Annotated in this window: 23 protein-coding genes; 13 read left to right on the top strand and 10 right to left on the bottom strand. The window is 67.2% G+C overall.

Features of this window, described 5'->3' with window-relative positions:
* The first annotated feature begins 9 nt into the window (after positions 1-9).
* The 3 genes from AC1RLU_RS10260 (at position 10) to AC1RLU_RS10250 (ending at position 2,728) form a co-directional block, all read left to right on the top strand.
* Complete coding sequence (locus AC1RLU_RS10260) at positions 10-1,122, top strand: ATP phosphoribosyltransferase regulatory subunit (protein ID WP_492795401.1); 1,113 nt, start codon at positions 10-12, stop codon at positions 1,120-1,122.
* A gap of 5 nt (positions 1,123-1,127) precedes the next feature.
* Positions 1,128-2,105: an ATP phosphoribosyltransferase gene (gene hisG / locus AC1RLU_RS10255; RefSeq protein ID WP_492796199.1), complete on the top strand. Its 978-nt coding sequence runs from the start codon at positions 1,128-1,130 to the stop codon at positions 2,103-2,105.
* A 137-nt stretch (positions 2,106-2,242) separates the two neighbouring features.
* Complete coding sequence (locus AC1RLU_RS10250) at positions 2,243-2,728, top strand: META domain-containing protein (RefSeq protein WP_185745223.1); 486 nt, start codon at positions 2,243-2,245, stop codon at positions 2,726-2,728.
* A 111-nt stretch (positions 2,729-2,839) separates the two neighbouring features.
* On the opposite strand, the gene AC1RLU_RS10245 is transcribed toward AC1RLU_RS10250, so the two are convergent.
* The 5 genes from AC1RLU_RS10245 to groES form a co-directional block, all read right to left on the bottom strand.
* Positions 2,840-4,933: an ABC transporter ATP-binding protein/permease gene (locus AC1RLU_RS10245; RefSeq protein ID WP_492795399.1), complete on the bottom strand. Its 2,094-nt coding sequence runs from the start codon at positions 4,931-4,933 to the stop codon at positions 2,840-2,842.
* A gap of 225 nt (positions 4,934-5,158) precedes the next feature.
* Positions 5,159-6,271 (bottom strand): branched-chain amino acid ABC transporter substrate-binding protein, encoded by a 1,113-nt coding sequence (locus AC1RLU_RS10240; RefSeq protein ID WP_492795398.1) that lies wholly within the window; start codon positions 6,269-6,271, stop codon positions 5,159-5,161.
* Between the two features lie 175 nt (positions 6,272-6,446).
* On the bottom strand, positions 6,447-7,361 hold the full coding sequence (gene phnD / locus AC1RLU_RS10235; protein WP_492795397.1) for a phosphate/phosphite/phosphonate ABC transporter substrate-binding protein: 915 nt from the start codon (positions 7,359-7,361) through the stop codon (positions 6,447-6,449).
* Between the two features lie 141 nt (positions 7,362-7,502).
* Complete coding sequence (gene groL / locus AC1RLU_RS10230; protein WP_061964605.1) at positions 7,503-9,140, bottom strand: chaperonin GroEL; 1,638 nt, start codon at positions 9,138-9,140, stop codon at positions 7,503-7,505.
* 48 nt (positions 9,141-9,188) lie between these two features.
* Positions 9,189-9,476 carry a co-chaperone GroES gene (gene groES / locus AC1RLU_RS10225; protein WP_061964603.1) on the bottom strand — a complete coding sequence of 96 codons (288 nt, stop codon included), beginning with the start codon at positions 9,474-9,476 and terminating at the stop codon, positions 9,189-9,191.
* Positions 9,477-9,704: 228 nt separating this feature from the next.
* On the opposite strand from groES, the gene AC1RLU_RS10220 reads away from it, so the two are divergent.
* Positions 9,705-10,160, top strand: a complete 456-nt coding sequence (locus tag AC1RLU_RS10220; RefSeq protein ID WP_061964601.1) for a MarR family winged helix-turn-helix transcriptional regulator — start codon at positions 9,705-9,707, stop codon at positions 10,158-10,160.
* A gap of 72 nt (positions 10,161-10,232) precedes the next feature.
* The gene (locus AC1RLU_RS10215; protein WP_113585928.1) at positions 10,233-10,703 is read left to right on the top strand and encodes a PaaI family thioesterase; all 471 of its coding nucleotides are present in this window, start codon (positions 10,233-10,235) and stop codon (positions 10,701-10,703) included.
* On the opposite strand, the gene AC1RLU_RS10210 is transcribed toward AC1RLU_RS10215, so the two are convergent.
* Both AC1RLU_RS10210 and AC1RLU_RS10205 read right to left on the bottom strand, forming a co-directional pair.
* Positions 10,700-11,542, bottom strand: coding sequence for a DMT family transporter (locus AC1RLU_RS10210; RefSeq protein ID WP_244511884.1), 843 nt, complete (start codon positions 11,540-11,542; stop codon positions 10,700-10,702). The genes AC1RLU_RS10215 and AC1RLU_RS10210 overlap by 4 nt on opposite strands.
* On the bottom strand, positions 11,539-12,030 hold the full coding sequence (locus AC1RLU_RS10205; protein ID WP_091855791.1) for a GNAT family N-acetyltransferase: 492 nt from the start codon (positions 12,028-12,030) through the stop codon (positions 11,539-11,541). Before AC1RLU_RS10205 ends, AC1RLU_RS10210 begins: the two co-directional genes overlap by 4 nt.
* 216 nt (positions 12,031-12,246) lie before the next feature.
* On the opposite strand from AC1RLU_RS10205, the gene AC1RLU_RS10200 reads away from it, so the two are divergent.
* Positions 12,247-13,677 (top strand): lipopolysaccharide biosynthesis protein, encoded by a 1,431-nt coding sequence (locus AC1RLU_RS10200; RefSeq protein ID WP_492795395.1) that lies wholly within the window; start codon positions 12,247-12,249, stop codon positions 13,675-13,677.
* Positions 13,678-13,885: 208 nt separating this feature from the next.
* Entirely contained in the window at positions 13,886-14,659 is a 774-nt protein-coding gene (locus AC1RLU_RS10195; RefSeq protein ID WP_492795393.1) for a L,D-transpeptidase, read from the top strand.
* 98 nt (positions 14,660-14,757) lie between these two features.
* Here the strand turns inward: AC1RLU_RS10195 and AC1RLU_RS10190 are convergent, their stop codons facing one another.
* The 3 genes from AC1RLU_RS10190 to AC1RLU_RS10180 form a co-directional block, all read right to left on the bottom strand.
* Positions 14,758-15,555 (bottom strand): DUF2076 domain-containing protein, encoded by a 798-nt coding sequence (locus tag AC1RLU_RS10190; protein ID WP_492795391.1) that lies wholly within the window; start codon positions 15,553-15,555, stop codon positions 14,758-14,760.
* Positions 15,556-15,709: 154 nt separating this feature from the next.
* Entirely contained in the window at positions 15,710-16,471 is a 762-nt protein-coding gene (locus tag AC1RLU_RS10185; RefSeq protein ID WP_061964587.1) for a L,D-transpeptidase, read from the bottom strand.
* A 182-nt stretch (positions 16,472-16,653) separates the two neighbouring features.
* Entirely contained in the window at positions 16,654-18,060 is a 1,407-nt protein-coding gene (locus AC1RLU_RS10180; RefSeq protein WP_492795389.1) for an MATE family efflux transporter, read from the bottom strand.
* 145 nt (positions 18,061-18,205) lie between these two features.
* Here AC1RLU_RS10180 and AC1RLU_RS10175 point away from each other — a divergent pair, with 145 nt between their 5' ends.
* The 6 genes from AC1RLU_RS10175 (at position 18,206) to AC1RLU_RS10150 (ending at position 25,684) form a co-directional block, all read left to right on the top strand.
* A complete protein-coding gene (locus AC1RLU_RS10175; RefSeq protein WP_492795387.1) occupies positions 18,206-19,435 on the top strand; it encodes a M20 family metallo-hydrolase in 1,230 nt (409 codons plus the stop codon).
* A gap of 11 nt (positions 19,436-19,446) precedes the next feature.
* Positions 19,447-20,859 carry an amidase gene (locus AC1RLU_RS10170; protein ID WP_492795385.1) on the top strand — a complete coding sequence of 471 codons (1,413 nt, stop codon included), beginning with the start codon at positions 19,447-19,449 and terminating at the stop codon, positions 20,857-20,859.
* Positions 20,860-21,072: 213 nt separating this feature from the next.
* Entirely contained in the window at positions 21,073-22,668 is a 1,596-nt protein-coding gene (locus tag AC1RLU_RS10165; RefSeq protein WP_492795384.1) for an ABC transporter substrate-binding protein, read from the top strand.
* A gap of 132 nt (positions 22,669-22,800) precedes the next feature.
* On the top strand, positions 22,801-23,742 hold the full coding sequence (locus AC1RLU_RS10160) for an ABC transporter permease (RefSeq protein ID WP_061964578.1): 942 nt from the start codon (positions 22,801-22,803) through the stop codon (positions 23,740-23,742).
* A gap of 38 nt (positions 23,743-23,780) precedes the next feature.
* Positions 23,781-24,635, top strand: coding sequence for an ABC transporter permease (locus AC1RLU_RS10155; protein ID WP_244492723.1), 855 nt, complete (start codon positions 23,781-23,783; stop codon positions 24,633-24,635).
* Positions 24,636-24,748: 113 nt separating this feature from the next.
* Positions 24,749-25,684: an N-carbamoyl-D-amino-acid hydrolase gene (locus AC1RLU_RS10150; protein ID WP_142115025.1), complete on the top strand. Its 936-nt coding sequence runs from the start codon at positions 24,749-24,751 to the stop codon at positions 25,682-25,684.
* The last annotated feature ends 18 nt before the right edge of the window (positions 25,685-25,702 follow it).

The following is a 25,702-nucleotide window of genomic DNA, read 5'->3' as shown; positions in this document are numbered from 1 at the left end:
GGACGAGCCGTGCCCGCAAGCCGCGCCAGCATCGAGACCGTGATCGCGCTCTTCGCCGGCGAGGGCTATGCGCATGCCGAGCCGGCGATCCTCCAGCCGGCCGACGTTTTCCTCGATCTCTCCGGCGAGGATATCCGCCGCCGCATCTTCATGACGCAGGATGCCGATGGCCGCGACTGGTGCCTGCGTCCCGAATACACCATCCCCGTCGCGCTCGATCACATCGCTTCGGGCAAGACCGAGCCGGCGGCCTATGCCTATGCCGGCCCCGTCTTCCGCATGCGGGCCAGTGAGCCGGGCGAGTTCCTGCAAGCCGGCCTCGAATCCTTCGGCCGGGATGATTTCACGGCCGCCGATGCCGAGATCATGGCTCTGACCATCGACGCGACAGCCATGCTCGGCCTCGCCGAGCCGCGCATCGTCATGGGCGATGTCGCCGTGCTCGGCGCATTGCTCGACGGACTGAACGTGCCGCAGGGCGCTCGCCGCCGTCTTGTCCGTGCCGTGGTGCAGGGCAAGGGCGCGGACGCGGTCGACGCGCTCGATCCGCCCGCCGCCGAGGGCGATGCCGCTCATGCCGGGCTGCTCAAGGCGCTCGACGGGCAGGACCCCAAGGCCGCCCGCGCCTTCGTCGAGGACGTGCTCTCCATCGCCGGCATCTCGACCGTCGGTGGGCGTTCCGCCGCCGATATCGCCGAGCGCTTCCTGGCGCGCGCCGCCGAGCGCGAGAACCCGGTGAATGGCGACGTCAAGGCGCTGCTGGCGCAGGTGCTCGCCGTCTCCGGCGATCCCGATGCGGCTTCCGCCTCGCTGCGTGGGCTCGCCGATCAGGCCTCGCTCGATATCGGCCGCCAGCTCGACGCCTTCGACGAGCGCACCGGCTTCCTCGCCGCGCGCGGCGTCGATATCGGCGCGATCCGCTTCTCGGCCGGTTTCGCCCGCAACCTCGACTACTACACCGGCTTCATCTTCGAGCTTCACGACACGGCCCGCGGCGACGGCAAGCCCGTGGCCGGCGGCGGCCGCTATGACAATGTCCTCGGCCGTCTCGGCGCGCGCCAGCCACTTCCTGCTGTCGGCGCTTCACTCTGGCTCGACCGCCTGACGGGAGACGCCGCATGAGCCAGATGCCGGATAACGACGCTCCGCTCGTCCTTGCCGTGCCCTCCAAGGGCCGGCTGCAGGAGAACGCCACGGCCTTCTTCGGCCGCGCAGGTCTGAAATTCGTCAAGTCGCGCGGCGAGCGCGACTATCGCGGCGCCATTGCCGGCGTCGATGGGGCTGAGGTCGCATTCCTCTCGGCCTCCGAGATCGTGGCGCAGCTCTCCTCCGGCGCCGCCCATATCGGCATCACCGGCGAGGACCTCGTCCGCGAGCAGCTCTCGGATGCCGATGCGGCGGTCGAGATGTTGACGCCGCTCGGCTTCGGCCATGCCAATGTCGTGGTCGCCGTGCCGCAGGCCTGGATCGACGTGCGCAGCATGGCCGATCTCGACGATGTCGCATCGGTGATGCGGGCGCGCCATGGCAAGAAGCTGCGCGTCGCGACGAAATATGTGAACTTGACCCGTCGCTTCTTCGCCGAGCACGGTCTCGCTGATTACCGCATCGTCGAAAGCCTCGGCGCGACCGAAGGCGCGCCGGCTGCCGGCACCGCCGAGATCGTGGTCGATATCACCACCACCGGCGCGACGCTCTCTGCCAATGCGTTGAAAGTGCTCGACGACGGCGTGATGCTGGCGTCTGAGGCCAATCTCGTCGCCTCGATGCAGGCGCCCTGGGGCGCGCGGGCGAAGGCGGCGGCGAAGACCATCCTGTCGCGGATCGCGGCCGAGGAGGAAGGGCGCACGCTCCGCGAGGTCCGCGCCAGGCTCGACCTTGCCGCCGATGCACTGGCCGTACTGGAAGAGCGCTTCGGCGCCCGCTTGCCATTCGGGGCGCCGGTAACGGGTGCGCCGCTGACGCTGCATTGTCCGGAAAAGGCGGTCTTCGCGCTGGTCGAACACCTCGACGGGCTTGGCGCCGACGACATCACCGTCAGCGCTCCGGCCTATGTCTTTCGCCGCGCGAACCGTTTGCTGGAACGGTTGAACGCCCGCATCTGATGCTGCGCGGCCGCATCGGAATGACGCGGTCGACAGCGGTTCAGCCTTGATCCCGAACCAATTGGCCTCTAGGCGTGTTAACCGGTTTGGCGGCACGTCGCGTTGCCGTGCGAGTGATGAATGCGGGTAAGACGATCATGATCCGACGCCTTGGCCTTGCGGCCGTTCTTGCGACCCTGGCCGTGCCGATGCTGATGCCGGGCGAAGCGATGGCGCAGCGCCGCCAGCAGATGCCGTCTCGAGAGGAACTCGGCGGCGGGACGACGGCGATTCCGTTGCCGCAGCAGGAGAAGACCTTTCCGCTCGGCGCGAGCTGGAGCGTCGTGGCGATGAACGGCAAGCCGGTCCAGGACCGTCGCGCGACCCTGATCGTCGACCAGAATCTGCGGGGCACCGGCTTCGGCGGCTGCAACACCTTCTCCGCGTCCGCCTATCCGCTGCGCCAGCAGGGCTTCGCGGTCGGCCCGATCGCCATCACCAAGCGCAGTTGCGACAAGGGCACGCTCGATTTCGAGAAGGCGTTCCTGACGGCGCTGCGCGCGACGAACAAATGGGATCTCGTCAACGGCCGCCTCGTGCTGAAGGGCGGGGCGGGCGAGTTGACGCTGAGCCGGTCGCTTTGACCGAGGCGCTTTCTTCCCTTTGAGGGGAGAAGGCTGCTGCGCAGCAGATGAATCGGAAAAGGGTCGCGCGAGCGACCCTTTTCGTTTCGGCAAGAGGAGGGCGCGCCGGCGTCAGGCCGCCGGCGTTTTCGCGGTGGGCGTCGGCGTGAAGGTGCCGTCCGCATTGGGCTCCATGGTGACAATCGCGTCGTGCATGCTGCGCAGCGTCGCGCGATGGCCGATCGAGACGATCCGGGTCTGCGGCAGCTCGCGGTCGATCGTGTTATAGATCTCGCCTTCCAGCTTCTCGTCGAGCGAGGCGGTCGCCTCGTCCAGGAAGAGCCAGTCCGGCTTGGTCAGAAGGGCGCGCGCCACGGCCAGGCGCTGCTGCTCGCCGCCCGAGAGGCGCTGGCCCCAGAGGTCGACCTCGTCGAGCTTGTCAGCGAGGTGGCCGAGCTTGACCTTCTCCATGGCCGTTCGGGTCGCGGCGTCGTCATAGGCACCTTCCTCGGCCGGATAGGCGAGCGCTGCTCTCAGCGAACCCTGCGGCAGATAAGGGCGCTGCGGCAGCAGCATGATCTGCGCCTCCGCGGGAATCCCGACCTTGCCGTCGCCGAACGGCCAGATGCCGGCAATGGCGCGGAACAGCGTCGACTTGCCCGAGCCGGAGGGGCCGATCAGCAGCGTCGAGCGTGTCTTGCCGAGATCGAGCGCGCCGAGCTTCACGATCGGCTTGCCGTTGGGCAGGAGGAGCGTGGCGTCGCGGAGATGCAGGCTCTCGTCATCAGAGGTCTCGCGGCCGAGCGCCTCCTCGCTGATCGCGCCGTGCTGCGCTTCTTCGACGGCGGTCTCGAAGGAGGTCAGGCGGTTGATCGAGGCGAGATAGGAGGCGATCGAGGAGTAGCTGTTGATGATGAAGGAGAGGGCCGTCTGCACCCGGTCGAAGGCTCCGGCGACCTGCATCATGATGCCCAGCGTGATCGTGCCCGCGAAATAGTACGGAGCAAGAATGATGTAGGGCAAGACGACGCTGAGCTGGTTGTAGGACAGGGTGAAACTGGTCAGCTTCAGCCGGCGCCAGACCAGTCGGTAGAAGTTCTCGACGATATCGCGGAAGCGCTGGGCGAGATGGCTGCGCTCGGTCGGTTCGCCGACCATCAGCGCGATCTGCTCGGAATATTCGCGCAGGCGCGCCAGCGAGAAGCGGAAATTCGCCTCGCGCTTCTCCTGCTCGAATTCGAGCCGGATCAGCGGGCGGCCGATCACATGGGTGAGCCAGGTAGCCGCCACCGCATAGAAGAACGCCACCCAGAAGATATAGCCGGGGATCGCAACCGAGGTGCCGGGCAGGGTGAAGCTGACCTGGATGTTCCAGAGGATGATCGAGAACGAGACCAGCGTGGAGACCTGCGAAAGCAGGGGCAGCGCGAAGCCGTAGGTCGAGTTGACGAAGGAGCGCGTGTCCTCGGCGATACGCTGGTCGGGGTTGTCGACGCTGCCGGCAAGCGCGATCCGATAGTGCGTCGCGTGGTCGAGCCAGCGCCGCGTGTACTCGTTCGCCATGAACTGCCGCCAGCGGATCAGGATCGTGTAGTTGGCGAACAGCTCGATCAGGTTCGAGGCGACCCAGAGCACCGCCCAGACGCAGAAGACGTAGAAGAGCTGGTACCAGAACGCCGTCGCATCCTTGTTCTGCAGCGCGTCGTACATGTCGCGGTTGAAGAAGGAGAGGCGCAGCGTGATGCCGACCTGAATCTGGTTGAGGACGATCAGGAAGACGAAGAGCGAGACTGCCAGCGTGCCGAGCCTGATCTTGAACGGGCCGATCGGCCAGAGATTGGCGGTGGTGATCTGGTCGGATTCGAAATAGGGCGAGGCGATGCGTGCGATGCGCGCGATCACCGGCACGAAGGAGATCGCGTAGATCAGGATCGCGAAGACGCCGACCGTCGTCGGCAGGCTGGTCGGTATCGGTGGAACGCCAAGCGTCGCAGGCCACCAGCCGAGATGGGCCGCGATCGCGGCCGCGCCGAACACCAGGTACTCGATGGCGAAGACGCCCGAGAATATCCGCAGGAAGAAGGGCAGGGCCGGCGAGCGAAAGGTCACGACCGCCAGCAGCAGGCCGACGACACCCATTCCGATAAGGGCAGCCGAGCCGGCTTGCTGGCCGACGATCAGCGTGGCCGCCGCCAGCACGGCGACGAGGATGCTCAACAAGCGCATAGACGGGGATCCTGGCGGGAGACGGTGAAAGCCACGATTCGGACCATGTCGCAGCGGGAGTGGCCTTTCAATGGCGACGCGCCCGGATGAGCAAATTGTCATCTGCCGGAGAGGTCGCGGCGAGCCGTCCGCGATCCAGCGGACCCTGAAGCGAAACGCCCCGGACGAGCAGGGCTCGTCCGGGGCGCGAAGCTCGAAAAGACGGGCGGTTCGACCGCCGGCCGATCACTCGGCGGCGACGATCTTGCCGGCGTCCCACTTGTACATCGAGAAGCTCGGCGAGCTCAGGTCGCCGGTCTTGCCATAGGTCAGCGTGCCGATCGCGGTCTTGACCGGCATGCCGGAATGCAGGGCCTTGGCGGCGCCATTGGCATCGCCCGGCTTGCCGGCCTTCTCGATCGCGGCCTTGAGCACCTCGACCGCGGCGTAGGCGTTGAGCGTGAAGGCCTCCGGCGGGATGCCCTTCTCCTTCAGCGCTGCGACGGCCTGGGCCGAGTCGGGGTTCTTCAGCGCGTCTGTCGCGTTGGTGAAGAGCGTGCCGGTGGCACGGTCGCCGCCAATCGCCGCGAACTCCGTGTTGGAGAGGCCTTCGCCACCGATGATCGTCGCCTTCACGCCGGCGTCGGCGAGCTGGCGCGCGAGCAGGCCGCCCTCGGGATGGTAGCCGCCGAAATAGATGGCGTCGACATTCGCAGCCTTCAGGCGCGTCACGACGGCCGAGAGGTCCTTGTCGCCGGGATTGACCGTCAGGGCGATCACTTCCTTGAGCCCGCCGGCATTGATGCCCTTCTGGAAGGCGTCGGCGAGGCCCTTGCCGTAGGTGCCCTTGTCATGGACGATCGCGATCTTCGCGTCCTTGAAGTTCTTCAGGACGTAAGCGGCGGCGATGTCGGCCTGCTGGTCGTCGCGGCCGCAGGTGCGGAAGACATTGGTCAGGCCGCGGGTGGTCAGCGCCGGCGAGGTCGCGGTCGGCGTCACCATCAGCACGCCGCTTTCGGAGAACACGTCCGAGACCGCCATGGCGACGCCGGAGGTCACCGGGCCGACCACGAACTTGACCTTGTCGCCGACGAGCAGGTTGGCGGAGGAGACGCCCTGCTTCGGATCGCCGGCATCGTCGGCGAGCTTCAGCACGAGCTTCTCGCCGAGCACGCCGCCATTCTTGTTGATCACGTCGACGGCGGTCTGGGCGCCGTTCTTGACCTGGTCGCCATAGGCGGCGACCGGGCCGGTCAGCGGCGCGACGAGGCCGATGGTGATGTCAGCCTGCGCGGCCTGGGCGGAGAGGAACAGCGCGGCAGCGAGCGCGGCGCCGGACAGAAGTTGTGACTTTTTCATCTGCATCTCCCTACGGCATGCAACTTTGGCGCGCGAGCCCGACAGGGATCGCTTGCCGCCTGTATAAGCCAGGAAGCCGGCGGAAGGCACTGCCCAAGCTTTCATCAGTCCTGTCGGGAAATGCATGGCGGTGCGGCAGGCGGCATCGCGAGGCTGGAAAAGGCCCCGCCCGCGCTCAGCCGCTGCGCGCCTTGCGCTGGGCTTCCAGCTCCTCTGTAACGGCGATCACGTCGAGATAATCCTCGTGCCGGGCCGGCGCATAGTGCGAGACATGGCCGTCGGTGAAGCTCTTCCAGGCCTCGGGAGCCGCCTCCTTCATCCCGTTCATGGCGGCGACGAAATCGTCCTTCAGCCCCTGCGGCAGGTTGGCACGGGTCGAGAACGGGCTCGCCGGGATCAGCGGCGAGGTCCAGATCACCCGGGTCGAGCCGGCCGGGATCATCCCGCGATCGGCGAGCCTTTGCGCGACGCCGTGCTCTGTATTGGTCTGGTGGGTCGCGACGATATCGAACTGGCCGCGCACCAGCGCCAGAACCGAATTGTCGTGGCCGCCGGAGAAGACCGTGCCGCTGAAATGGGTCTTCGGATCGATGCCCTGCTTGCGCAGGAAATAGGAGGGGAAGGCGTAGCCGGAGGTCGAGTTCGGATCAGCGAAGGCCATCACCTTGCCCTTGAGATCGGCGAGGTTCTGGTAGGGGCTCTCCGACCGCACCAGCAGCACGGAGTAATAGCCTTCCTGCCCGTGGTTATCGACATCGCGCAGCAGCGGCTGGAGCTTGTCGCCGAGCACGCGGCGGCCGAGCGCGTAGACCGCGGGGCCGAAGCGGGCGAAATCGACCTGGTCGGCGCGCATCGCCTCGACCAGGCCGGCATAGTCGGCGACCCGGAAGAAGCGCACGGGCACGCCGAGGCGCTGCGACAGGTAATCCACCATCGGCTGGGTGCGGGCGATGGCGCCGGCCTCGTTCTCGGCGGATGAGACGCCGAAGCGCACCTCCTTGATGCTCTGGCGCCAGTCCGAGCCTTGAGCGAAGGCGGGAGCGACGCTGCTGGCGGCGAGGCCGGCGAGGACGAGGCGGCGTGTGGGCATGATCATCTCTGTCGCGGTGAAGTTGAAGGCGCCTCGATGCGCGCCCGCGACGACAGCCGGATGGCCGGCGGATGACAGTGTCGTGAAATGAAAAAGGCCCGGCTTGCGCCGGGCCTTCCGTAGTCTCGGTAGGTGGATGGATCAGAAGTCCATGCCGCCCATGCCGCCGCCGCCCATCGGGGGCATCGGGGCGTCCTTCTTCGGCTGCTCGGCAACCATCGCCTCGGTGGTGATCAGCAGGCCAGCGATCGAAGCCGCGTCCTGGATCGCCGTACGCACGACCTTGGTCGGGTCGATGATGCCGGCCTTGACCAGATCGCCGTACTCGCCGGTCTGGGCATTGTAGCCGTAGGAGTAGTCCTTGGCCTCGAGCAGCTTGCCGATCACGACCGCGCCGTCATCGCCGGCGTTGTCGACGATCTGGCGGGCCGGAGCGGCGATCGCCTTGCGGACGATCTCGACACCGGTCTTCTGGTCGTCGTTCTGGGTCTTGATGCCCTTGACCGAGGACAGGGCGCGCAGGAGCGCGACGCCACCGCCGGGAAGGATACCTTCTTCGACCGCAGCGCGGGTCGCGTTCAGGGCGTCGTCGACGCGGTCCTTCTTCTCCTTGACCTCGACCTCGGTCGCGCCGCCGACGCGGATGACCGCGACGCCGCCGGCGAGCTTGGCCAGACGCTCCTGGAGCTTCTCACGGTCGTAGTCCGAGGAGGTCTCCTCGATCTGGGCCTTGATCTGGCCGACGCGAGCCTCGATGTCCTTCTTCTTGCCGGCGCCGTCGATGATCGTGGTGTTCTCCTTCTCGATGCGCACCTTCTTGGCGCGGCCGAGCATGTTGAGCGTCACGGTCTCGAGCTTGATGCCGAGGTCTTCCGAGATCATCTGGCCGGCGGTCAGGATCGAGATGTCCTCGAGCATGGCCTTGCGGCGATCACCGAAGCCCGGAGCCTTGACGGCCGCGACCTTCAGGCCGCCACGGAGCTTGTTGACGACGAGCGTGGCCAGGGCCTCGCCCTCGACGTCCTCGGCGATGATGAGCAGCGGCTTGCCGGTCTGCACGACGGCCTCGAGGATCGGCAGCATCGCCTGGAGCGAGGACAGCTTCTTCTCGAAGATCAGGATGTAGGGGTCTTCCAGCTCGGCGACCATCTTCTCCGAGTTGGTGATGAAGTACGGCGAGAGATAGCCGCGGTCGAACTGCATGCCCTCGACGACGTCGAGTTCGGTCTCGGCGGTCTTGGCTTCCTCGACGGTGATGACACCCTCGTTGCCGACCTTCTGCATGGCGGTCGAGATCATCTTGCCGACCGACTCGTCGCCGTTGGCCGAGATCGTGCCGACCTGCGCGACTTCCGCGTTCGACGTGACCTTCTTGGAGTTCTTCTTGAGGTCGGCGACGATGGCCTCGACGGCCAGGTCGATGCCGCGCTTCAGGTCCATCGGGTTCATGCCGGCCGCAACCGACTTGGCGCCTTCACGGACGATCGCCTGGGCGAGAACGGTGGCGGTGGTGGTGCCGTCGCCGGCATGGTCGTTCTGGCGCGAAGCGACTTCGCGGACCATCTGGGCGCCCATGTTCTCGAACTTGTCGGAAAGCTCGATTTCCTTGGCGACGGTGACGCCGTCCTTGGTGATGCGCGGGGCGCCGAACGACTTCTCGATCACGACGTTGCGGCCCTTCGGACCCAGCGTGACCTTCACGGCGTTGGCGAGGATATCCACGCCGCGCAGCATCTTGTCGCGGGCATCGGTGCCGAACTTGACGTCTTTAGCAGCCATGAGAGCTACTCCTTGAACTGGAAACGGAAGAGAGCGGTCAGGCGGCTATCAGCCGACGACGCCCATGATGTCGGATTCCTTCATGATCAGGAGGTCCTGACCATCGATCTTGACCTCGGTGCCCGACCACTTGCCGAACAGGACGCGGTCGCCCTTCTTGACGTCGAGGGCAACGAGCTTGCCGGCCTCGTCACGCGCGCCGGAACCGACGGCGATGACCTCGCCCTCCTGGGGCTTTTCCTTGGCGGTCTCGGGAATGATGATGCCACCCTTGGTCTTCTCTTCGCCATCCAGGCGACGGACCACGACGCGGTCATGCAAAGGACGGAACTTCATGGTTCTGTCTTCCTCTCGGTCTTATTCGTTTCGGGTGCCGCTGAAGGGCTCCCGGGGGAGGCTGTTAGCAGTCACCTGATGGGAGTGCTAACAGATGGCGGGGAGATAGGCGCGGGCGTCCGGAGAGTCAAGGAAGCGCCCTGCGATAAAGTGAACGCCGGCGGATGCGATGTCGCAGGTCGCAGCAGGCCTGCTGGCAGCAGCGCTTGAACACGCTAACATGGCGGAATGACGACGCCCTCGCCCGACCCGCGCCTCGACGCCATCGCCCGCTCCTGCGTCGCACTGCATGTGCGCATGACCGCACGCGCCGTGACGCGGGCCTATGACGAGGCGATGCGTCCGAGCGGCCTCAAGATCACCCAGTTCGTGCTGCTCTCGGCGCTCAGCACGGGGCAATGGAAATCGGTCACGGAGCTGGCGGAACGCTTCGCGCTGGAGCGGACCTCGCTGACGCGCAACCTCCAGCTTCTGGCGACTGAGGGCATGGTCGAGCCGGTCGAGTGCCGGGGGCGGGCCTCGGTCTACGCCGTGACCGAAAAGGGCAGGGCCGCGATCGAGGCCGCCATTCCGTACTGGCGCGCGGCGCAGGACAAGATCGAGGGCGGTTTCGGCGAGGAGCGCTGGCGCGAAACCCGCGACGGTCTCAGGGCGCTGCGCCGGGCTGCGCGCGGCGAGCGCTGAAGCCGCGATTGGCGGTTGACCGGCGCTCGATCGCATCTTTATCGTGCAGATACACGAATGGAGATCGATACGATGCGCGCTGTTGGGGTGGTGTCTCGCGAGGAACTGGTCGCGGGCGATGGCTTGAGCTTTCTGCGCGGGATCATCGCCGGCACCAATCCGGCGCCGCCCTTCGCCGACGCCATGGATTTCGAGCTGGTCGAGGCCGATGAGGGCAGGGTGGTTTTCTCCGGCCAGCCTTCGGCGCGCTTCTTCAATCCGCTGGGCACGATCCATGGAGGCTGGACCGCGACGATCCTCGATTCCGCCATGGCCTGCGCCGCCCACGCGACGCTGAAGCCGGGCGAGGGCTACACCACGCTGGAGATGAAGTTGAACTATGTCCGCCCGGTCATGCCGGACAGCGGCAAGGTGCGCTGCGAAGGCAGGCTGATACACCGCGGCAATACGGTGGTGACGACGGAGGGCAGGCTCGTCGACGCGCGGGGAAAGCTGCTCGCGCACGGCACCGAGACCTGCCTGATCTTGCAGACTAAGCCCTAGCGCCGGCTGACGGCGACGGCCCCGGCGACGATCAGCAGCGCGCCGGCATAGGTCGTGTAGAGCGGCACCTCGCCGAACACGAAGAAGCCGAGCAGGCTCGCCCAGACCAGCGCCGTGTATTCGATCGGCGCCAGGCGCGAGGCGGCCGCGTGGGCATAGGCCGAGGTCAGCGTGAGATGGCCGGCGACGCCGAGCGCTCCCGCGAAGAGATAGGCGGCGAGGTCACCGAAGCTCATCGGCACGAAGGCGTACCAGGCCGGAATGGCGAGGCACAGCGCCGGCCCGCAATTCTGAAAGGCGACGATGACGGTCGGGTGCTCGCGCACGGCGATGCGCCTGAGCAGGATCAGATTGAAGGCGTAGCTGACGGCCGAGAACAGCGCGGCAGCGACGCCGAGGCTGGCCCCGCTGACATGGCCCTGCAGGCGCGGCCAGACCATGACCAGCATGCCGGCAAGCCCGAAGCCGAGTGCCTGCAGGATGCGCCTGTCGATCTTCTCCTTGAGGATCAATCCCCCGAGCAGCGCGACGAAGACCGGCGCGAGGAAAGACAGCGTCAGCGCTTCCGCCAAGGGCAGCACCGAGACCGAGTAGAAGAAGCTGCCTGCCGTCAGCACGACGATCGGTACGCGCACGATATTGCCGATGAGGCTGGCGCGGGTCGGGCGTGCGGGGCGCGCGATCGCCAGCACCGCAAGGGCACAGAGCCCGCCCATCAGGAAGCGCATGAACAGCGCCACGATGAAGGAATGCTGCTGCATCTGGCCCTTGATGACCGCATCCATGGCAGTCAGCAGGGCGATGCCGAGCGCGGCCCGGAAAGCGATGGACAAGGTCATGGGCCGGGGCGCAGCCGCTTGCGGAAATGATACTCCCAGCTTTCCGAGGCATCGCCGAGATAGCGCTCGCCCGGCCAGCGCATGAAGCCGAGCTTCTCGTAGAAGCGATGACCGCGGGTGAAGCGCGTGTCCGACCAGAGCGTCATCTCGGCGAAGCCGCCCTGTTCGGCGAAGTCCATCGCCCTGGCGAAGAGGGCCTGTGCCAGCCCGGCGCCCCGGAACGCGGGGTCGACATAGACCTTGGCAAGCTCGGCGGCGTTCTGCTCGGGGACCGGCACGATGCCGAGGGAGCCGGCAATGCGTCCGTCCGGTCCATCCACGATCCAGAGCATGCCGCCTTTGGCCGCGAAAGCGGTCGCGGGCCGACGCAGCTCCGGAAGCTCCGCCTCGACGAAAACGCAGCCCGGATATTCCGCGAAGCTCGCCGCGATCAGGGCGGAGAGCGGACCGGAATCGTCGTCATGGGCAAGCCGGATGGGCGGGGTCATGACGCCTGCCTTAGGGTCAAATCCTCCCGCCGTACAGGTGTGGGAACGGCGTTGGGCAATGCCGTGGCAGCAGGGCGGGCGGGAGCGCCTTCGCAGCTTCCCCTTGGAAATATCGCCCCGTCCGGCTACCCCCGATCCGAAGGGCGGTGCGGCTGGTTTGAGTCGCGCGCTTCAACCGTGGCAACGCAGAGATCGGGACGAGGCGGCGAAAGCACGATGACCGTTCTTTTGCCCTTCATCGTCAATGCCGGGCTGAATTTCGTCCTCGGGCTGCTCGTCGCCTTGTTCCTCGGCCCGGAGGCCTTCGGGCTCTACGCCATCGGCGCCGCCACCGTCGTGCTCGTCAACACGGCGCTGCTCGACTGGCTGAAGCTCTCGGTCGTCCGCTTCTACTCCCTGCAGAGCCGCGAAAGCGACCCCGGCATCCGCGCGACGCTCGATCTGCTCTTCGCCGGTGTCGCTCTGTCCCTCTCGGCCCTTCTGGCGGCGGCGATGCTCGCCGGGGTCGATACCGGATTGCCGTCCGCGCTGCTGATGGCTGCGGTTGCCGGCGGTATCGCTGCCGGCTGGTTCGATTATCACGCCGCCATCGCCCGCGCCCGCTTCCTTGATGCAGCCTATGCCCGGCTCGTCCTGGTCAGAAGCGTGGCGGCCCTGCTGCTGATGGTCGGCGGTGCCTGGTGGACCCGCGATCCGACCGTCGTCCTGCTCGGCGGCGTCCTCAGCGCGGGCGCTGCCGTTCTCGCCAACCGCGGCCGCCTGGCCGATGCGAAGCCGGCACCGGGCGCACCGCGGACGGATTTGATGCGCAATTTCGCGCGCTATGCCCTGCCGCTCGTCGCTGGCAATGCGGTCTATGCCGCGATCCCGCTCATCAACCGCGCCATCCTGGCCGATCGCCACGGCTTCGCCGAGGCCGGCTATTTCTCGCTGGCCTCCGATATCGGCCTGCGGCTTTTCCCCGTGCTGGCCTCGATGCTCGAGATCGTGCTGCTGCGCGAGATCATCCGCCTCGACGAGACGCGTGGGCGCATCGCCGCGCAGAAGCGCATCGCCCGCAACATGGTCGTGGTGATGGCCTGCGTGCTGCCGGTCGCGCTTGGCTTCTGGCTGATCCTGCCGGCCTTCGAGCGGCTCTTCGTTCCCCAGGGCTTCCGCGGCCATTTCGCGGATCATATGGCGCTGTTGCTGCCCGGCTTCGCTGCGATCGCACTGTTCCAGGCGGCGCTCGCGCCCGTCTTCCTGCTGGCGAAGCGTACGCTTATTGCCGCGCTGGCTGCCCTGACGGGGCTGGCCGTCGACCTCGCCATCATCTTCGCCCTGCCGGGCGCGCTTGCGCCGACGACGGTCTCGATCGCGCAGAGCGCCGCCTATTTGACGGCGCTGCTGGTCACCGCGGTGGTGGCGCTGCGCGCGCTTCCGGCATCGCCGCCTTGGCGCGAGATCGCATGCGTCCTCGCCGCCGGCGCCGCGATGGGGCTCGCGGTCTGGCCGCTGCGCGGCACGCTGCCGGCGCCGCTCGAACTGCCGCTCCAGGTCGCGCTCGGCGGGCTGGTCTATGCGGCGGTGATCCTGGCCTGCGATGTCGGCCGCTGGCGCACGGGCCTGAAGCTGCGCTGGCTCGCCCGGCGCTCCGCGCGCCGGTGAGGCGGCAAGGTTTCCTTCACCCTGTCGCTTGACCGCCTGCTAAGGTTAATTCCGCGAATTCAGCGGTTTCGGCCCGGTTTCTACGCTTGAGAGTCAACGATTCACCATTCCTTTGAAGGCAAGCCGCAGGCTTCCGGCAGTTGATGTCGAGAGTGCTTGCGTCATGCGTCGAAAGATCCTTCTCCCGCTCCTAGCCGTTGTCGGGGCCATGGCCGTTGCCGCTCCGGTTGCCGCGCAGGGCACTCGCCAGAACTACGGCTATGCCGCACCGGGCGACCCGATGGCCGCGAGCCGCGGACACGGCAATTATGGCGGCGGCTTCATCGAGATGCTGATGACCGGGCGCGATCCGACGCCTTATGGTCGCGGTGGCGCGGTCTATAACCGCCCCGGCGGCTATGCCTATGGCCAGCGCATGCAGCCGCAAGGCGGCTACGAGCCGGACCCGTTCGAGGCGGCGCGCCAGCCGCGGACCTCGCGCCGCATGGCGGCACTCGGCGAGCCGGTCGAGCCGCAGCAGGGCATCCAGCAGATCGTCGACCCGCGCTTCCGCAAGCAGGAAGTCGCCTATGACGGGCCGCACAAGCCGGGCACGATCATCATCGATACGCCGCAGCGCTTCCTCTTCCTGGTGCAGCCGGGCGGCCGGGCCATGCGCTACGGCATCGGGGTCGGTCGGCCGGGCTTTTCCTGGGCCGGCATGAAGACGATCACCCGCAAGGCGGAATGGCCGAGCTGGACGCCTCCGTCCGAGATGCTGAAGCGCCGACCAGACCTGCCGCGCTTCATGGCCGGCGGCCCCGACAACCCGATGGGCGCGCGCGCCATGTATCTCGGCTCGACGCTCTACCGCATCCACGGCACCAACGAGCCGAACACGATCGGGCAGGCGGTCTCGTCAGGCTGCATCCGCATGACCAATGACGACGTCACCGATCTCTACGAGCGTGTCCGCGTCGGCGCCAAGGTGCTGGTGATCTGAGGCACAGCCTCATCTGACACCGATCGACAAAAACGGCGGCCTCGCATCGCGGGCCGCCGTTTGCATTCTATCCTGGTGACAGGACGGGAAAGGCGCTCTCAAACCCAGCTGTCGTCATCCCCGCCGCCATCGTCGAAGCCGGGATCGGCGTCGTCATGGCCGGCGTTCTGGTAACTGGCCTCGCCGTCATAGCCCTGGCCGTAGCCGCCATCCTGCGCGGTCTGGTCGGTGGCAGGCTGGGCTGCGGCTGCCTGGTCGGCAGACGGTTGCGGCGTCGCCGCGGCGTTGCTGCCGGAGCTGGCGGTGTCGCTCGCAGTCTGGGCCGCGGGCTTGCTGCCGCCACCGAAGGCATTGGTCAGCACATTGCCGAGCATCATGCCGCCGGCGACACCGGCCGCGGTGGTCAGCGCGCTCGCCATGAAGCCGCCGCCGCCAGCTTGCTGCTGCGGCTGGTTGCTCCACGGGCCGGGCTGCGCTGCCTGCTGCATCGGCATGGCCTGGCCGGGGGCTCCTTGCGCCTGAGGCTGCGTGTTCCAGGCGGCGGAGGGTGCGGCTGCGTCGGCGCGCTGCGGCACGGGTGGGACCGAGCCGGTGCGCGGCACCGACCCACCGCCGAAGATGCCGGACAGGAAGCCGCCGGCCTGCGGCTGGGCCGCCTCGCTGGCGCGCGTCTGCGCTTCGCGCAATTGCGCCCGCAGGCTCTCGACCTGCTGGTTCAGGTTGGCCAGCGCCTGCTCCTGCACATAGACCGCCTGGGCCATGGCATAGGGCGCATAAGGCTGCTCGCGCAGGCGTTCTGCGATGAAATTCTCAGCCTCGGGGTCGCGGGGCTGATTGGCCGCCTGCTTCAGGCGGTCGAAAATCCCGGCGATCACGTCGCGTTCCTGCGGCGTCATCGTCATCTCCTCTCGTTGCGCGGTGCGGTTGCGCCGCGCTCAAGAGGTGGGATCGGCCTGTGACGGTATCAAGGCGGCGCCGTGACCGCATCGGACCGAGAAGCGAATTGCACTTTTCGGGAGTCCGGTGCGGCATCAGGCAGGCTGTTCGGCCTCAGATGCTGCCGAAATCGTCGTCCGGCGGCGGCGCCTCGTCTATCTCGGACGGTGCCTGCAGCGTGCCGCGGTTGAGCACAACGACGGTCGTGCCGGTCGGGACGCGGCCATAGAGGTCGATGATATCCTGGTTGAACAGGCGGATGCAGCCCGAGGAAACGGACTTGCCGATCGACCACGGCTCGGAGGTGCCATGGATGCGATAGAGCGTGTCGCGGCCGCCCTGGTAGAGATAGAGCGCGCGGGCGCCGAGCGGGTTCTCGAGGCCGCCGGCCATACCGCCGGCCCAGGGGCGGTTCCGCTCCGGCTCGCGGGCGATCATCGCCGGGGTCGGGGTCCAGCGCGGCCACTGCGCCTTGCGCGCGACCGTGGCGCGGCCGCGCCAGGACATGCCCTGCTTGCCGACGCCGATGCCGTAACGCACGGCGCGGCCGCCTTCCATCACGAGATAGAGATAGCGGTTGTCGGTATCGACGACGATCGTGCCGGGCTGCTCGCGGGTCGGGTAGGAGACGATCCTGCGCAGGAACTGCGGCTCGACCTCGGAAAGGTCCGTCGCGGGCAGCGGGTGCTGCTCATCCGGCCGCTCGCCATACATCGCCAGATATTCGGCGCTGATATGCGGCCCCTGATGCGCGACCTCGAACGGCTCCGGGCGTCGGTTCGCGACGCAGGCGGCAAGGAAGAGCGGGCTCAGCGCAGCGAAGACGCGGCGGGTCGGCCGGGCGAGGGGGGAGGCGGATGGGCGGTCGGGGGACATCGACAGACAACTCGGTGTTACGGGCGAAATGAACGGCGGGGCGGCGCCTTGAGTTCCATGCGCCGTTGCTCACCCTCGTTCAAGGTTGCCGAGATGGCCGTGGGGTGAACAGGAGATGGCCAAATTGTGTCCGTGCAACGCTGTTGCCGTTCGGCAACAGGGCGGATGGCCGCCTCGCCGGCTCAGGTGGCTTCCCGCAATCCCCATTTGAGCAGGCCGAGCTTCTCGCGCGCCCACCAGCGCCAGAGCATCATCACGGCGACGAGCGAAAGCCCGATCACCAGCCCGATCCAGATGCCGCTGCCGGCGAGCGGGGTCAGGAAACCCAGCGTCGCGGAGAGCGGCAGTCCGATGCCCCAGTAGCCGATGCCGGCGAGAATCATCGGCAGGCGCGTGTCGCCGAGGCCGCGCAGGATCGACGACCCGATGACCTGCGCCCCGTCCGCGATCTGGAAGAGGGCGGCGTAGAACAGGAAGGCCACCGCGATCTGGGCCACCGCTTCCGCACCGGGCTTCGAGCGGTCGAGGAAGGGGGCTATCAGCCAATGCGGCACGGTCGCCATCAGCAGCGCCGTGAAGCACATGAAGCTCAGCGCCAGAATGAGCGCCATCATGCCGGCGCGCCGGATGCCCTCCTTGTCGCCGGAGCCGAAGGCGCGCCCGACCCGTACGGTCCCGGCCTGGCCGATGCCGAGCGGCACCATGAAGGCGAGTGAGGCGATCTGGATCGCGATGGCGTGGGCCGCGAGCGCGGTCGAGCCGATCAGCCCCATCATGAAGGCGGCGCCGTAGAAGATCAGCGATTCGAAGGAGAGCGTCAGCGAGATCGGCAGGCCCATGCGCCAGAAGGCGCGGTAGCGCGGCCAGTCCGGCACCCAGAAGCGGCCGAACAGCTGATAGCGCCGGAAACGCCTGTCCCACATGACCACCAGCGCGAGGCCGAGGAACATGAGGGTTGAGGACAAGGCCGTGGCCATTCCGGAGCCGGGCAGGCCGAGCGCCGGAAAGCCGAGCCGCCCGAACATCAGGCACCAGTTGGCGAAGGCGTTGAACGCCACCGCGAAGAGCACGACGATGAAAGCCCAGCGCGGCCGCTGCAGCGCGGCGACGAAGCCGCGCAGGCACAGATAGAGGAAGAAGGGCAGCAGCCCCCATTGCAGCGTGTGGAGATAGGACGCGGCGGCCTTCGACAGGGCGGGGTCCTGACCCATCGCTCTCAGGATGAATTCGGCCTGCCAGAGGAAGAGCCACATCGGCCCGACCATGGTCGCCGCGGCCCAGAAGCCCTGGCGGACCGTGCGGCGCAGGTCGCGCACCGCATGCCGGTTGCGGCCGAGCTCGATCGCGATCATCGGCGAGACCGCGCCCATCGCGCCGATGCCGAAGATCAGGGTTGCATTGTAGAGATTGGTGCCGAGCGCGCCGGCTGCCAGCGCATCCGGGCCGAACTGGCCCATCATGATGACGTCGGTGGCCGTCATCGCCGTCTGCGCGACATTGGTGAGCACCATCGGCCAGCTCAGGGCCAGCATGGCGCGGGCTTCCCCGAGCCAGGAATGATGCGGGCGGGATTCGGCGATCTCGGACATGGGGCGCTGCTTCTACCCCCGATCGGAGCATCGAAATAGCCGCCGCTACGCGCTTCACCGTTCGGAGCCGATGCGCTGGACGCGGGTCGACAACCGTCGCCGCGGTCTGCATCTTGCCTCGGAAATTGCTGGAGGGCCTGAACCGATGAGCACCAATCTGAGGATCGACGGCGCGAGGTTGACCTCGCGCCTCGCGGAACTCTCGAAGATCGGCGCGACGCCGGAAGGCGGCTGCCGGCGCCTTGCCCTGACCGATGAGGACAAGCAGGGGCGCGACTGGCTCGTCGCCCAGATGAAGGCGCTCGGCCTCGATACCCGCGTCGATGCCATCGGCAATATCGTCGGCATCCTGAAGGGCCAGCAGGACGGTCCGGCCGTCATCATGGGCTCGCATATCGACACGGTCGGCACCGGCGGGCGCTTCGACGGCGCGCTCGGCGTCGTCGCCGGCGTCGAGGTTCTCGCCGCCTTGCGCGATGCCGGATTGACGCCGAAGCGCGACATGGCGGTGATCGCCTTCACCAACGAGGAGGGCGCGCGCTTCCACCCCGACATGCTCGGCTCCTATGTCTGGGCCGGGGGCATGAGTGTCGAGGCGGCGCACAGGGAAGTCGATTCGGACGGCATCGGCCTCGGCGCCGAATTGAAGCGCATCGGTTACGAGGGCGCCGAGAAGCCGGGCTTCCTGCCGGCCCATGCCTATATCGAGATGCATATCGAGCAGGGGCCGATCCTCGAGAACGAGGGCGGCGGGCTCGGTGCCGTCACAGGCATCCAGGGCATCTGCTGGCTGGAACTCACCCTGAAGGGCCGCCCGAGCCATGCCGGCACGACACCGATGGCCTATCGCAAGGACCCGGGGCTCGCTGCCGCGCGCATCAACATCTTCGCCAACGAACTGACCAAGACGATTCCGAACCAGCTCGCCAATAGCGGCGTAATCCGCGTCCAGCCCGGCAACGTCAATGTCGTGCCCGAAACCGTGGTGATGACGCTCGACCTGCGCAACCCGCTCGATGCGCCGCTCGCAAAGGCCGAGGAAGCTGTGCGCCGCTTCTGTGCCGAGCTCGCCGAGCGCGACGGCATCGAGGTCTCCTTCCGCGATCTCGCCCGCTTCCCGGCGACGCCCTTTGCCGAGGAGATCATCGCCGAGGTCGAGCGCAGCGCCGGCGAATTCGGCTTGGCCGTCCGGCGCATGATCTCCGGCGCCGGCCACGACGCGCAGATGATGGCGCGGCTCTGCCCGACGGCGATGGTGTTCATCCCCTCGATCGGCGGGCTCTCGCACAACCCGGCCGAGTTCAGCACCGATGACGACATGATCGCAGGCGCGAACATCCTGCTCACCACCGCCTGGCGTGTGGCCAACGCCTGAGAGGTCTCCAGATGACGACGATCGCCTCGCTTTCCGCCGCCGAGCTCGGCCCGCTCTATGCCAGCAAGCAGCTCTCTCCCGTCGAAGTCGCGAAGGATACGTTTGCCCGCATCGAGCGCTTCGAGCCCGCGGTCAATGCCTTCGCCGTCCGTGATGAGGCGGTGACGCTGGCCATGGCCGAAGCCTCGCAGGGGCGCTGGCTGAAGGGCGAGGCGATCGGCCCGCTCGATGGCGTGCCCGTCACCATCAAGGACAATCTCGGCGTCGCCGGCTGGTCGATGCAGCGCGGCTCGGCCATCGCCTCCGATGCGCCCTTCGCCGAGGATTCCCCCATTACCGCGCGGCTGCGCGAGGCCGGCACGGTCTTCCTCGGCAAGACCACCATGCCGGAATACGGCTGGAAGGGCGTCGGCGATTCGCCGCTCACCGGCATCACCCGCAATCCCTGGAACACCGGAACCGGGCCGGGCGGCTCCTCGTCGGGTGCGGCCGTCTGTGCCGCGCTCAATCTCGGTTGCCTCCACATGGGCACGGACGGGGCGGGTTCCATCCGCATTCCCGCAGCCTTCACCGGTGTCGTCGGCCTGAAGCCAAGCTACGGCCGTGTCCCGGCCTGGCCGATCTCGGTCATGGGCTTCCTTGCCCATCTCGGACCGCTGACCCGCACCGTCACCGACACCGCGCTGGCCATGAAGGTGATCGGCCAGCCCGATGCGCGCGACATGACGGCGTTGCTGGACCGCCCGCCGGATTATGTCGACGGGCTCAAGGGCGGCCTGAGGGGTCTGCGCGTCGCCTGGTCTCCGCGCCTTGGCCAGGACGTGACCGTCGATCCCGAGATCGCGGCGCTGACGGCCGCCGCGGCGCAGGTCTTCGCCGAGCTTGGTGCGACGGTGGAGGAGGTCGATCCCGGCTTTGACGATCCGATCGAGATCCTGATGACCCTCTGGGCCTCGGGAGCGGCGCTGGCATTGAAGAGCATCGACGCCGCTGGCCGCAAGCAGATGGACCCCGGCCTCGTCGCGGTGGCGGAACAGGGCGAGCGTATCCCGGCCTCGGATTATGTCGACGCGCTGCTGAATCGGCGCAATGCGCTGGCCTATCGGATGGCGCAATTCCATCAGACATACGACCTGCTGCTGACGCCGACACTGCCGTTGCCGGCCTTCGCTGTGGGGCGCGATACGCCCCAGCATGGCGCCTATGGCGAGGACTGGACGCGCTGGACGCCCTTCACCTACCCCTTCAACATCACCGAGCAGCCGGCGATCTCGGTGCCCTGCGGTCTGACGAAGGCCGGCCTGCCGGCCGGGCTCCAGATCGTCGGCGCCTTCGGCAAGGACGCGCTCGTGCTGCGGGCTGCGGCGGCGTTCGAGCTGGCACGGCCCTTCGCGCGCGTCGACGAACCGGTCAAACCGATTTAATCGCGATTTTTCATTCTTTCCGTAACCGGGCCCGAAACGGCCCGTCCGGAACCGAAACAGCGGGCTCCCGCCCGAAAGTTCCGTCTGGCACGAACCGTGCAGGCGGCGAGGTGGCCCTGGTCGGGTGCTGCTGCGAGTTGTCAGGCGGAGTTTTTCTGCCCAAACTCGCGCCAAGGCAGCCCGTCTAGAGGCGCCGTTCCAGGGGAGAGCAAGATGGATCGCAGGACGTTTCTGAAATCCGCGACGGGCGCCGGCATGGCTGCCGCGACCGGCGGGCTGGCGATGCCGGCCCTCGCGCAAAGTCCAAGCAAGACCCTACGCTTCGTACCGCAGGCCAATCTCGCCAATTTCGACCCGATCTGGGGGACGCAATACGTCGTCCGCAACGCAGCGGCGCTGGTCTGGGATACGCTTTACGGCATCGATTCCAAGTTCCAGCCGCAACGCCAGATGGTCGAGGCCGAGGAGGTCTCCTCGGACGGCCTGAACTGGACCTTCAAGCTGCGCTCGGGCCTCAAGTTCCATGACGGCACGCCCGTCACCTCCAAGGACGTGGTCGCGAGCCTCGTTCGCTGGTCGGCGCGCGATCCGATGGGCCTGATGCTGCGGGCCATCCAGGTGGAGCTCGCGCCGGTCGACGAACTGACCTGGAAATGGTCGCTGAAGCAGCCCTTCCCGAAAATGCTGCTGGCGCTGGCCAAGAACAACGCGCCCTGTTCCTTCGTGATGCCCGAGCGCATCGCCAAGACCGATCCCTTCACCCAGATCACCGAATATATCGGCTCCGGTCCGATGAAGTTCCTCCAGAAGGAATGGGTGCCGGGTGCCAAGGCGGTGTTCGCGAAATTCACGGACTACAAGCCGCGTTCGGAGAAGGCCGATTGGCTCGCCGGCGGCAAGAACATCCTCGTCGACCGCGTGGAATGGGTGATCATGCCCGACCCGGCGACGGCCGCCGCCGCCCTCCAGAATGGCGAGGTCGACTGGTGGGAGACGCCGCTCGCCGACCTCGTGCCTGTGCTGAAGGGCCACAAGGACATCAATGTCGATATCGGCGATCCGCTCGGCAATGTCGGCGCCTTCCGCATGAACCACCTGTTCCCGCCCTTCAACAACGTGAAGGTGCGCCAGGCCGTGCTGACGGCCATGAACCAGGAAGACTACATGCGGGCCGTCGTCGGCGATGACGACAAGCTCTGGAAGCCGCTGCCCGGCTTCTTCACCCCGGGCACTCCGCTCTACACCGAGGAGGGCGGCGAGATCCTGAAGAAGCGCAACGTCGCCGAGGCCAAGAAGCTCCTCGCCGAGGCCGGCTACAAGGGCGAGCCCGTGGTCTGCGTCGTCGCGCAGGACATGGCCGCGACCAAGTCGATGGGCGACGTCACGGCGGAATTGCTCAAGAGCATCGGCATGAACGTCGATTTCGTCGCGACCGACTGGGGCACGGTCGGCTCCCGCCGCGCCCAGAAGACGCCTCCGGGGCAGGGCGGCTGGAGCATGTTCCACACCTGGCATGCCGGTGCCGACTGCATCAACCCGGCCGCCTATACCGCGATCCGCGCCAATGGCGACAAGGCCTGGTTCGGCTGGCCCGACGTGCCCGCCGTCGAGACCGAGGTCACCAACTGGTTCAACGCCAAGGACCTGGCCGAGGAAAAGGCGGCGATGGGCCGTCTCAACAAGGCCGCCGTCGAGAACGTCGTCTTCGCGCCGACGGGCTTCTATCTCGGCTACCAGGCCTGGCGGAAGAACGTCACCGGCGTGGTCAGCGGGCCGCTGCCGTTCTTCTGGGACGTCAAGAAGGACTGATAGCCCGCGCGGATCGGCTTCGCCGCTCCGCGCTTCCGGAGCCGTCCGGCTCTGTTGCCTTGCTTCGTCGCGACCCGGAAGAAGTCCGGGCCGCGATCCCTGGTACCGCTGTGAACGAGGTCCGACTGCCTTATGCTTGCTTTCGTCGTCAGACGCATTGTCACGACCATCCCGGTGATGGCCTTCGTGGCGCTGTTCGTCTTTTCGTTGCTCTACATCGCGCCGGGCGATCCCGCCGCCATCATCGCCGGTGACCAGGCGTCCCCTGCCGATGTCGAGCGCATCCGCGCCAGCCTGGGCCTGGACCGCCCCTATCTCGTGCGCTTCGCCGAATGGTCGTTCCGCGTGATCCAGGGCGATCTCGGCACCTCGATCTTCACCAACCTGCCGGTGACGCAGCTCATCGCCCAGCGCATCGAGCCGACGCTCTCCCTGATGGTGCTGACGCTGATCTTCGCCGTCGTGATCGCCGTCCCGATGGGCGTGGTCGCGGCCTGGAAGGCGGGCAGCTGGGTCGACAAGGCGGCGATGGGCTTTGCGGTGCTGGGCTTCTCCGTGCCGGTCTTCGTCGTCGGCTATCTCCTCGCCTATCTTTTCGCGCTCAAGCTCGACTGGCTGCCGGTGCAGGGCTACACGCCGATCTCGCAGGGCTTCTGGCCCTGGCTCCGGAATCTCATCCTGCCGACGGTGACGCTGGGGCTGGTCTATGTCGCGCTGATCGCGCGCATCACCCGCGCCACGATGCTGGATGTTCTCCAGCAGGACTATGTCCGCACCGCCCAGGCCAAGGGCGTGGCGCAGAAGGACGTGCTCTTCCTGCATTCCCTCAAGAACGCGGCCGTGCCGATCGTCACCATCATCGGCATCGGCATCGCCCTCCTGATCGGCGGTGCCGTCGTGACCGAGAGCGTCTTCGCCATCCCCGGCCTCGGCCGGCTCACCGTCGACGCGATCCTGCGCCGTGACTACCCCGTCATCCAGGGCGTCGTGCTGATGTTCAGCCTGGTCTACGTGCTGGTGAACCTGCTGATCGACCTGACCTACACCCTCGTCGACCCGAGGATCCGCTATTGACCGCTCAATCGCTCACTGCGGCTCCTGCCGCTGAAGCGGTGCAGGCCGAACTCGGCCGTGCCGCCCGCTTCCGTCGCTATCTGCGCCGGCATCCTTCCGTCGCCATCGGCGGCGGGCTCCTCATCCTGATGGCGCTGATCGGCATCTTCGCGCCGCTGCTCGGCACCGTCGACCCGACCGCGATCGCGCCGTCGAGGCGCACCCGCGTGCCCTCCGAGCTCTACTGGTTCGGCACCGACATGCTCGGCCGCGACATCTATTCGCGCGTCGTGTATGGCGCCCGCGTCTCGCTGCTCGTCGGCTTCAGCGTCGCGATCCTGTCCTCGATCGTCGGGCTCACCATCGGCCTCTTCGCCGGCTTCGTCCGCTGGTCCGACGGCATCATCATGCGCATCATCGACGGCATGATGTCGATCCCGCCGATCCTGCTCGCCATCGCCCTGATGGCGCTGACCCGCGGCTCGGTTCAGAACGTGATCATCGCGATCACCGTTGCCGAGATCCCGCGCGTTGCGCGGCTCGTGCGCGGCGTCGTGCTGTCGCTGCGCGAGCAGCCCTATGTCGAGGCGGCCGTGGCCAATGGCGCGCGGGTACCGCGCATCATCTTCCGCCACATTCTGCCCAACACCTTCGCGCCGATGAGCGTGCAGGCGACCTATATCTGCGCCAGCGCCATGATCGTCGAGGCGATCCTGTCCTTCATCGGCGCCGGCGTGCCGCCGGCGACGCCGTCCTGGGGCAACATCATGGCCGAGGGCAGGGCGCTCTGGCAGGTCCGGCCGCATATCATCCTGTTCCCGGCCGTGTTCCTCTCGATCACCGTGCTCGCGGTGAACATGCTTGGCGACGGCCTGCGCGACTCGCTCGATCCAAGGCTCGCCAAGACGCTCTGAGAGCTTGCCCCGCAGCTGGGACAACCCACGCCCCGCATTGCCGGCGCTTGACGCGCCGGCTCAGCACATCGAAGCCTTGCCCTCAAGGGTGATCTTCATCCGGAGCTTCTGACGTGACCCGCATCCTCACCGTCGCCGCCGCCCAGCTCGGTCCCATCCAGCGCGATGAGAGCCGGGCTTCGGCGGTTGCCCGCATGATCGAACTCATGCGGCAGGCCAAGAGCCACGGCGCCGATCTGGTGGTTTATCCGGAGGCCGCGCTCACCGCCTTCTTCCCGCATTGGTGGATCGACGGCGAAGCCGAGATCGACAGCCATTTCGAAAGCGCGATGCCCTCGAACGAGACCGCGCCGCTCTTCGAGGAGAGCAAGCGCCTCGGCGTCGGTTTCCATCTCGGTTATTGCGAACTGGCCTTCGAGCAGGGTCGCAAGCGCCGCTTCAACACCGCGATCCTCGTCGACAAGTCGGGCGCGATCGTCGGCAAGTACCGCAAGATCCATCTGCCCGGCCATCCCGAACACCGCCCCGCCGCACCCTTCCAGAACCTGGAGAAGCGCTATTTTGAGACCGGCGAGCTCGGTTGGCCGGTCTGGCGGACGATGGACGCCAATATCGGCATGATGATCTGCAACGACCGCCGCTGGCCGGAGAGCTATCGCTCGATGGGCCTGCAGGACGTCGAGTTGATCGTGCTCGGCTACAACACGCCCAAGCACAACCCGCCGGCCCCGGACCATGACCGGCTCGGCAATTTCCACAACCAGCTCGTGATGCAGGCCGGCGCCTACCAGAATGCCACCTGGGTCGTGGGCGTCGCCAAGGCGGGGCTGGAGGCCGGCGTCGACCAGATCGGCGGCTCCTGCATCATCGCGCCGACCGGAGAGGTCGTGGCCCAGGCCGTGACCGAGGATGACGAGCTCATCGTCGCCCGCTGCGATATGGATCTCGGCAAGAGCTACAAGACCTCGACCTTCAATTTCGCCAGGCATCGCGAGCCCCAGGCCTACGGCCTGATCGTCGAGCGCAAGGGCGCCGTCTCCCCGGTTTGATCCGTATCCAGAGGACTA

This window comes from Allobosea sp. GW822-FHT05A11 (assembly GCF_058800455.1).
The sequence above is the reverse complement of the archived record's forward strand: the minus strand, read 5'-3'. Positions and strand labels throughout refer to the sequence as shown.

Bases quoted from the DNA above. Each gene is read 5' to 3' on its own strand.
- phnD (WP_492795397.1), bottom strand. From the start codon at position 7,361: ATGCCCACACGCCGCCTCGTCCTCGCCGGCCTCGCCGCCAGCAGCGTC.
- AC1RLU_RS10175 (WP_492795387.1), top strand. From the start codon at position 18,206: ATGAGCACCAATCTGAGGATCGACGGCGCGAGGTTGACCTCGCGCCTC.
- AC1RLU_RS10245 (WP_492795399.1), bottom strand. From the start codon at position 4,933: ATGCGCTTGTTGAGCATCCTCGTCGCCGTGCTGGCGGCGGCCACGCTG.
- AC1RLU_RS10240 (WP_492795398.1), bottom strand. From the start codon at position 6,271: ATGAAAAAGTCACAACTTCTGTCCGGCGCCGCGCTCGCTGCCGCGCTG.
- AC1RLU_RS10190 (WP_492795391.1), bottom strand. From the start codon at position 15,555: ATGACGCCGCAGGAACGCGACGTGATCGCCGGGATTTTCGACCGCCTG.
- AC1RLU_RS10165 (WP_492795384.1), top strand. From the start codon at position 21,073: ATGGATCGCAGGACGTTTCTGAAATCCGCGACGGGCGCCGGCATGGCT.
- hisG (WP_492796199.1), top strand. From the start codon at position 1,128: ATGCCGGATAACGACGCTCCGCTCGTCCTTGCCGTGCCCTCCAAGGGC.
- AC1RLU_RS10210 (WP_244511884.1), bottom strand. From the start codon at position 11,542: ATGACCTTGTCCATCGCTTTCCGGGCCGCGCTCGGCATCGCCCTGCTG.
- AC1RLU_RS10250 (WP_185745223.1), top strand. From the start codon at position 2,243: ATGATCCGACGCCTTGGCCTTGCGGCCGTTCTTGCGACCCTGGCCGTG.
- groL (WP_061964605.1), bottom strand. From the start codon at position 9,140: ATGGCTGCTAAAGACGTCAAGTTCGGCACCGATGCCCGCGACAAGATG.
- AC1RLU_RS10205 (WP_091855791.1), bottom strand. From the start codon at position 12,030: ATGACCCCGCCCATCCGGCTTGCCCATGACGACGATTCCGGTCCGCTC.
- groES (WP_061964603.1), bottom strand. From the start codon at position 9,476: ATGAAGTTCCGTCCTTTGCATGACCGCGTCGTGGTCCGTCGCCTGGAT.
- AC1RLU_RS10195 (WP_492795393.1), top strand. From the start codon at position 13,886: ATGGCCGTTGCCGCTCCGGTTGCCGCGCAGGGCACTCGCCAGAACTAC.
- AC1RLU_RS10180 (WP_492795389.1), bottom strand. From the start codon at position 18,060: ATGTCCGAGATCGCCGAATCCCGCCCGCATCATTCCTGGCTCGGGGAA.
- AC1RLU_RS10185 (WP_061964587.1), bottom strand. From the start codon at position 16,471: ATGTCCCCCGACCGCCCATCCGCCTCCCCCCTCGCCCGGCCGACCCGC.
- AC1RLU_RS10220 (WP_061964601.1), top strand. From the start codon at position 9,705: ATGACGACGCCCTCGCCCGACCCGCGCCTCGACGCCATCGCCCGCTCC.
- AC1RLU_RS10200 (WP_492795395.1), top strand. From the start codon at position 12,247: ATGACCGTTCTTTTGCCCTTCATCGTCAATGCCGGGCTGAATTTCGTC.
- AC1RLU_RS10170 (WP_492795385.1), top strand. From the start codon at position 19,447: ATGACGACGATCGCCTCGCTTTCCGCCGCCGAGCTCGGCCCGCTCTAT.
- AC1RLU_RS10215 (WP_113585928.1), top strand. From the start codon at position 10,233: ATGCGCGCTGTTGGGGTGGTGTCTCGCGAGGAACTGGTCGCGGGCGAT.
- AC1RLU_RS10160 (WP_061964578.1), top strand. From the start codon at position 22,801: ATGCTTGCTTTCGTCGTCAGACGCATTGTCACGACCATCCCGGTGATG.